At 66.2% G+C, this 6772-nt stretch carries 7 protein-coding genes; 3 read left to right on the top strand and 4 right to left on the bottom strand.

Annotation, left to right across the window (positions count from 1 at the left end):
* Positions 1–189: 189 nt before the first annotated feature.
* Positions 190–1419 carry a citrate/2-methylcitrate synthase gene (locus AC0L3X_RS44800; protein ID WP_473317497.1) on the bottom strand — a complete coding sequence of 410 codons (1230 nt, stop codon included), beginning with the start codon at positions 1417–1419 and terminating at the stop codon, positions 190–192.
* A 79-nt stretch (positions 1420–1498) separates the two neighbouring features.
* Here AC0L3X_RS44800 and AC0L3X_RS44795 point away from each other — a divergent pair, with 79 nt between their 5' ends.
* The gene (locus AC0L3X_RS44795; protein WP_473317496.1) at positions 1499–2602 is read left to right on the top strand and encodes a citrate synthase/methylcitrate synthase; all 1104 of its coding nucleotides are present in this window, start codon (positions 1499–1501) and stop codon (positions 2600–2602) included.
* Between the two features lie 184 nt (positions 2603–2786).
* Positions 2787–3833, top strand: coding sequence for a sensor histidine kinase (locus AC0L3X_RS44790; RefSeq protein WP_354131649.1), 1047 nt, complete (start codon positions 2787–2789; stop codon positions 3831–3833).
* Here AC0L3X_RS44790 and AC0L3X_RS44785 read toward each other — a convergent pair.
* Positions 3830–4462, bottom strand: coding sequence for a J domain-containing protein (locus tag AC0L3X_RS44785; protein ID WP_014490400.1), 633 nt, complete (start codon positions 4460–4462; stop codon positions 3830–3832). The genes AC0L3X_RS44790 and AC0L3X_RS44785 overlap by 4 nt on opposite strands.
* A gap of 159 nt (positions 4463–4621) precedes the next feature.
* Here AC0L3X_RS44785 and AC0L3X_RS44780 point away from each other — a divergent pair, with 159 nt between their 5' ends.
* Complete coding sequence (locus tag AC0L3X_RS44780; RefSeq protein ID WP_473317499.1) at positions 4622–4897, top strand: BolA family protein; 276 nt, start codon at positions 4622–4624, stop codon at positions 4895–4897.
* Between the two features lie 135 nt (positions 4898–5032).
* On the opposite strand, the gene AC0L3X_RS44775 is transcribed toward AC0L3X_RS44780, so the two are convergent.
* Complete coding sequence (locus tag AC0L3X_RS44775; RefSeq protein ID WP_354131650.1) at positions 5033–6337, bottom strand: HlyC/CorC family transporter; 1305 nt, start codon at positions 6335–6337, stop codon at positions 5033–5035.
* Positions 6338–6366: 29 nt separating this feature from the next.
* A partial coding sequence (locus AC0L3X_RS44770; RefSeq protein WP_473317495.1) for a 3-dehydroquinate synthase family protein occupies positions 6367–6772 on the bottom strand: 406 nt, incomplete at its 5' end.

Below are 6772 nucleotides of genomic sequence, written 5' to 3'. Positions count from 1 at the left end.
ATAACCCCCCCCCGGGGGGGGGGGGGGGCGGGCCCCCCGCCCCCCCCCCCCCCCCGGGCCCCCGGGGGGGGGGTGATCTCTCCCCACGGGCACTGTTCGGGTGGAGAGATCACCCCACCCGCTCGCGCTGCGCGCGATCGACCCTCCCCCTCCAGGGGAGGGTGACAGCGCACTTCGCCGCACCGCCTCTCAGCTCTTCAACTCCGCCGCCCCCGCCCTTCGCCCCGGCGCCGGCCCCACATACCTTGCCCGCGTGCGGATCAGCTTGCCGAACTGCAATTGCTCGCTGGCGTGCGCGATCCAGCCGACGCTGCGGGCCATCGCGAACAGCGCGAGCTCGCTGCCTAAGGGCAGGCGCAGCGCGTGCACGAGGACGGCGAGCGCGTAGTCGATGTTGACGAGCTCGCCGGTCGCCTCGACGATCCGCTCCGGCACTTCGCGCGTGAATTTGCGCGGCGCGCCGGCACGCGCCAGCGCGTTCAGCAGCGACTGCGCGCGGGGATCGCCGCGCTTGTAGACGCCGTGGCCGAAGCCGGCAAAGCGCTCACCCAGAGCGACGCGCTCACGGACCATCGGGGCGACATCGCGATCGACCAGCGCCTTGACGAGCTGCGAGGCCAGCACGCCGGCGCCGCCATGCTTCGGCCCTTTCAACGCGGCGAGGCCGGCGATGACGGAGTCATAGAGGTTGAGGCCGGTCGATGCCGCGCAGCGCGCGGTGAAGGTCGAGGCGTTCAATTCGTGATCGGCGAGCAGCACCAGCGCGCGGCGGATGAGGTCGGGCGCGTGCTTGTTGTCGGGCGCCCAGGCCTTCGCGATCTGCTGGTGCAGCGGCTCGGATGACGGCTCGGCGTTGAGCATGGTCGCGACCAGGAGGCGGACAATGCGCCCGCCGACCATCGCGCGGCCATCGGGCGCGCGGGTGAACGCACGCGCGTCCGCGCTGGTCGCGAGCGCCAGCACTGCGATGGCACGGTCGATCGGCGCGGCGCGGCGCGCGGCCTCTGCGATCGCGCGCATCTCGTCGGAGATCTGGGGCTGATTGTCCGGCGTGAAGGGATCGACGTCGGAGACGTCCCACAGCAGCGTCGCCGTGTGCTCCAGCGTGTCGTTCTCAGCGAGATCGACGCAATTGACGCCGCGGTAGATCGCGCCCTCCTCGGTAATGGTCGAGATCTCCGTGTCCATGACCGGCAGGTCAGCGTCGAAGCTGCGCAGGCCGCGCGGCTCCGGCGACGGCACCCGGCGCTCCTTAAGGGCGCGGACGTCCTCGGCCCGATAGCGGTTCTTGCGCGAATCCGGCGTCGGCTCGGAGCGGATCAGGCCGCGGCTGACATAGGCGTAGAGCGTGGCCGGCGAGATCGCGAGCTCGGCGGCAGCTTCCCGGGCCGACAGATAGAGTTCCTCGGAATTATTCATATTGATTTATGTAATCAAGATTGATCAATCTGTCGAGAGGCCTGATTTTCTCCTGGTGCAGTGCAAAGGAGATTGGGTCATGAACATCCACCTCACCAAAAGCCAGATCGGGCTGGACGGCGTTCCCGCGGCCGAGACCGTGCTGAGCCATGTCGATGGCGAGCGCGGCGAGCTGATCATCGCCGGCGAGCATGTCGGCACCCTCGCAAGCCAGTCGAGCTTCGAGGGCGTCACCGCCCGGCTCTGGAACGGCGCGAGCAAGACCACGCTGAGCGAAGCCAATGTGCGGGCGAGCCTGGGCGCGGCGCGCGAGCGTGCGTTCGCGCGTTTGCCGGAGCTGTTGCCGGCGACACGCGGCATGAGCATCGTCGACGGGTTCCGCGCGACGGTCGCGGGCCTGCGCGCGGAAAACGGGCTGGAACATGAGGCGACGATCGTCGGCGCGTTTCCGGTGATCGCAGGCGCGCTGGTCCGTCGCGCCAAGGGATTGGAGCCGGTCGCGCCCGATCCGAATGCGAGCCATGCCGCCGATACGCTGCGGATGCTGCGTGGCGCCTCACCGAAGCCGCGTGAGGTCGCGGCGCTGGACGCCTATCTCGTCACGGTCTGCGACCACGGCATGAACGCTTCGACCTTCACGACGCGCGTGGTGGCCTCGACGCAGGCCGATCTGTTTGCCGCCGTCACCGCCGGATACTGCGCGCTGACCGGCCCCTTGCACGGCGGCGCGCCGGAGCCGGTGCTGGAAATGCTCGATGCGATCGGCTCCAGCGAACGCATCAAGCCATGGGTCGATGCGGCCCTCGCCCGCGGCGAGCGGCTGATGGGCTTTGGCCATCGCGTCTATCGCGTGCGCGATCCGCGCGCCGACGTGCTCAAGGCCGCGATCGGGCGGCTTTCGGCGGATGGCGCCGACCTGCCCTTTGCCGGCGAGGTCGAGGCCTATATCCGCAGCGCGCTGCGCAAGAAGAATCCTGACCGGCCGCTGGAGACGAACGTGGAGTTCTTCACGGCGATTCTGCTCGATGCCCTCGCCATTCCACGCCAGGCCTTCACGCCGATCTTCGCAGTGGCGCGTGCAGCGGGGTGGACCGCCCATGCGCGCGAGCAACAGCGGACGGGGCGGTTGATCCGGCCGAGTTCGTCATATGTGGGGGAAATGCCGAAGGCGGCCGGCGAATAGAGCACAAGGGCACGACAGCCGGGCCGTTCACTCCGCTGTCGTGCCTCGCTCGGACGCACGATGACACGGCAGAGCCGTCGCGCGAGATCGTGATTGCGGGAACGCGCGCACGGTCCGGGCGACGAACTTGGAACATCTCCGGGTCTGGGGACTTAACCGTGAGCCCCCTCGGATCAAGATTCCAATGCTGGACCTGTTTGGACAAGCGGACGAGGCCAGGATCGGCGAGATCGCCGCAGGCTATGCCGCCAACCGGACCGAGGCCGGCACGGATTCAGAAAGACGATTCCGCGACTTGCTGCAGGCTCTGCCTGCCGCGATCTACACAACCGACGCGGAAGGCTGCATCACCTTCTTCAATCGCGCCTGCATCGATTTTGCCGGACGCATGCCGAAGATCGGCGAGATGTGGTGCGTGACCTGGAAGCTCTATCTGCCCGACGGCACGGCGCTTCCCCACGATGAATGCCCGATGGCAATCGCGCTCAAGCAGAACCGGCCAGTGCGCGATGTCGAGGCCGTGGCCGAGCGGCCGGACGGCTCCCGGATCTGCTTCATGCCATATCCGACGCCGCTGCGCGACGAACGCGGCCGGTTGGTTGGTGCGGTGAACATGCTGGTCGACATCACGGCTCGCAAGCAGGCCGAGCAGAGGATGATGCTCCTCACCTCCGAGGTCGATCATCGTTCCAACAACCTGCTCGCAGTGGCTCAGGCGATGCTGCGGCTGACGAAGGCGGATACCGCAGAAGAGTTCCAGACCGTGTTTGCAGGCCGGCTCAGCGCGCTCGCCAACGTGCAGAGGCTGTTCTCGGCTTCGCGCTGGACCGGCGCGAATCTGAAGACCATCGTCGAGGAGGAACTCCGGCCGTACGCAAGCCAGGACGGCGAGCGGATCAGGATCGCGGGAGACGACGTCCACCTGCCGCCCACGCTGGCCCAGTCGATCGCAGTCGCGCTGCATGAACTCGCCACCAACGCCGCCAAGTATGGCGCGCTGTCGAGGCCTTCGGGCAGGTTGGAGATCAGCTGGGAGACCAATGGCGCGGAGCCTCTCGTGCTGCACTGGTCGGAGAGCGGCGGTCCTCGGGTCAACGAGGCGCCGACGCGCAAGGGTTTCGGAATCGGCGCGGTCGACGGCATCATCCGGACCTTGCGCGGAACCATTACCCGGCAGTGGAGGCCGGAAGGACTGGTTTGCGAGCTGTCCTTCCCGGAAGGCGTAGCCTAGGCCTCGCGGACCACCGTCTTCAGATAATTGTAAGCCTTGATGATCTCGATCAGGCGGTCTTCGGTCGACCGGTCGCCGCCGTTGGCGTCGGGGTGGTGCTGCTTGACCAGCGCCTTGTACTTGCTCTTGACGTCGGCAAGCGTGGAATCGGGGCCGAGGCCCATGACCTGGAGCGCCTTGCGCTCGGCGTTCATCACCTTGCGCGTCTCGGCCTTGGGCTCGGCCTGCGGACCCTTCCGCCAGCCGGCGCGGCCATTGATCTCACTGAACATGCTGAACGGATCGGACGCCATGTCGATCTCGGCTTCCGCACCCTTCTTGCCGCCATTGGCGCCCATCTTCCAGGTCGGGCGGTGACCGGTCAGCGCATCCTTCTGGTAGCGCGCGACGGCATCGGCATTCATGCCGGAGAAGAAATTGTAGTTCTGGTTGTACTCGCGCACGTGGTTCAAGCAGAAGTGCCAGTACTCGCGCTGGTTCTCGCGGCCCTTCGGCGCACGGTGCGCACCCTTGTTCTGACACCCGGCCCATTCGCAATTGACCACGGCGTCGCGCGGCTTCACTTCCGGCTGCTTGCCTTTCGGCTTGACCCGGATGGAGTCGAAGAACTTTGATGAATCGATCGGCATGGACTGACTTTGACTACGCAATGCAAAAACCTTCAAGTCTTGACATTGCAATTAGCTGGGAACCCGCAGCCGAAGTTTCACTCCGGCGTCTTCGAGGTACGGCCGCCGCAGGCGGCCTATGCAATTGACGGAGTGCGGCTGCGCGCTTTAATGGCACTCATGGTTATGAAAGACACTATCAGCAACAAGTTGCAGGAAGCTTTCACGCCGGAAAGCCTGCAGGTCGTCGACGAGTCACATTTGCATGAGGGCCACGCCGGCCATCGGCCGAGCGGCGAAACACATTTTCGCGTTTATATTGTGTCTCAGGCCTTCAAAGGGAAGAGCCGGGTGGATCGCCACCGCATGATAAATTCGGCGCTGGCCGCGGAACTTGCCGGCAGCGTGCACGCGCTCGCGATCCACGCTCAGGCACCGGGGGAAGGCGGAACGTAAGACTCCGCTGTCATGCCCCGCGAAGGCGGGGCATCCAGTAAGCACTGCTGGCGAGATTCAATCGATAGGCTGCGGCGTACTGGATCGTCCGCCCCAGTGCGCAACTGCGCACAAGGCGGACGATGACACCGTGCGTCAAAACGACGTCCCGGCCCGCCTGGGCTTGGCTTCCTCCATCTCCGCGTCACGCGGCACCGGTGAAATACGGAGCGCGGTGATGCGGTTGCGTTCGCGGCGGAGGACGCGGAAACGGAAACCGTGGAACGTGAAACTCTGGCCGCGGTCGGGGATCGAGCGCGCCTCGTGAATGACCAGACCGGCGACCGTCGTTGCCTCTTCGTCGGGCAGGTGCCAGTCCATGGCGCGGTTGAGATCGCGGATCGGCACCGAGCCGTCGACCACGACCGAGCCGTCCGGCTGGGCGCGCACGCCGGCGACCACGACGTCGTGCTCGTCGGAGATGTCGCCGACGATCTCTTCCAAAATGTCTTCCAGCGTCACGAGACCTTCAACCTCGCCGTACTCGTCGACGACGAGGGCGAAATGGGTTTTTCGGCGGCGGAACGCCTTGAGCTGCTCGGAGACCGGGCGCATCTCCGGCACGAACCAGGGCGGCAGCGCGATGGTGGAGACGTCAATGCGCGAGGTATCGCCGTCCGCGGCGCGGATCGCGCGCAACAAATCCTTGGCGTGAAGCACGCCGATGATGTTTTCCGGCTTCTCGCGCCACAGCGGAATGCGGGTGTACTCGGTCGCCAGCACCTCGCGCACCAGTTCCTCCGGCGGCAGGTCGGCATTGATCATCATCATCTCGGTGCGATGGATCATGACGTCGGAGACCTGCAGCTCGCGCAGATCGAGCAGGCCGCCGAGCATGTCGCGGTCCTGCTTCTCGACCTTGCCCTCGTGGTGCAACAGGTCGACCGCGCCGCGCAGGCGCTCGGTCGGCGACAGGATCGCCTGGTGCTCGCCGGCCAAACCAAACAAGCGCATCAGCAGACGAACGATGACCTCGACGATCCGCAGCAACGGTCCCAGCACATACATCGTCAGCCGCATCGGGCGGGCAACCGCAAGCGCCATGCGGTCGGGCGCGTTGATCGCGATGGTCTTCGGCAGCACCTCCGCGAAGATCACAACCAGCGCCGTCATCACGCCGGTGGCATAGAGCACGCCGACATCGCCGAACCAGCCCGTGAAGATGCTGGTGGCGAGCGCGGACGCGCTGATATTGGCGATATTGTTGCCGAGCAGCAGCGCGCCGATCAGGCGCTCGCGCATGTCCAGCAGCTGCGAGACGACATCGGCGTCGTGGTTACCCTGCTTGGAGAGCCGCAGCATGCTGGCGCGCGAGGCGCCGGTCAGCGCGGTCTCGCTCGCGGCGAAAAAGCCCGAGACGAGCAGGCAGAGAATGACGATGGTGAATCCGAGCCAGTCCATGCACCACTCAAAAACCGGTTAGCCGCGCATCAAGCCTTCTGCGCGAGCTTCTCTTTGAGGAAATCGCGCACCGGCGCCGGCTCGACGTCCTTCGCGATCACGGCGCGCCCGACCGCCTCCAGCAGGATGAAGGTGAGCTTGCCGCGCTTGACCTTCTTGTCCTGCGCCATCAGCGCCATCAGCGCGTCGGCGTCGGCGAGTCCTTCCTGCGCGAAACCGGCGATATCCTGCAGGCGCGTCGGCAGGCCGGCCTCGATGAGGTGACGCTCGACGCGCGCGGCATCGGCCTCGCCGATCATGCCAAGCTTCGCCGAGAACTGCGCCGCCAGCGTCATGCCGATCGAAACACCCTCGCCATGGAAGGCGAGATCTCCAAAACCTATGCCGGCCTCGAAAAGGTCAGCGAGGCCCTGATCGCCGCGAAGATCGAGCGCA

Source organism: Bradyrhizobium sp. MI1.7, assembly GCF_055811795.1.
This window is presented reverse-complemented; position numbering and strand designations above follow the sequence as displayed.

What these genes read in the sequence shown, in the direction of transcription:
- AC0L3X_RS44800 (WP_473317497.1), bottom strand. Translation starts at nt 1,419, where the DNA reads ATGAATAATTCCGAGGAACTCTATCTGTCGGCCCGGGAAGCTGCCGCC.
- AC0L3X_RS44795 (WP_473317496.1), top strand. Translation starts at nt 1,499, where the DNA reads ATGAACATCCACCTCACCAAAAGCCAGATCGGGCTGGACGGCGTTCCC.
- AC0L3X_RS44790 (WP_354131649.1), top strand. Translation starts at nt 2,787, where the DNA reads ATGCTGGACCTGTTTGGACAAGCGGACGAGGCCAGGATCGGCGAGATC.
- AC0L3X_RS44785 (WP_014490400.1), bottom strand. Translation starts at nt 4,462, where the DNA reads ATGCCGATCGATTCATCAAAGTTCTTCGACTCCATCCGGGTCAAGCCG.
- AC0L3X_RS44780 (WP_473317499.1), top strand. Translation starts at nt 4,622, where the DNA reads ATGGTTATGAAAGACACTATCAGCAACAAGTTGCAGGAAGCTTTCACG.
- AC0L3X_RS44775 (WP_354131650.1), bottom strand. Translation starts at nt 6,337, where the DNA reads ATGGACTGGCTCGGATTCACCATCGTCATTCTCTGCCTGCTCGTCTCG.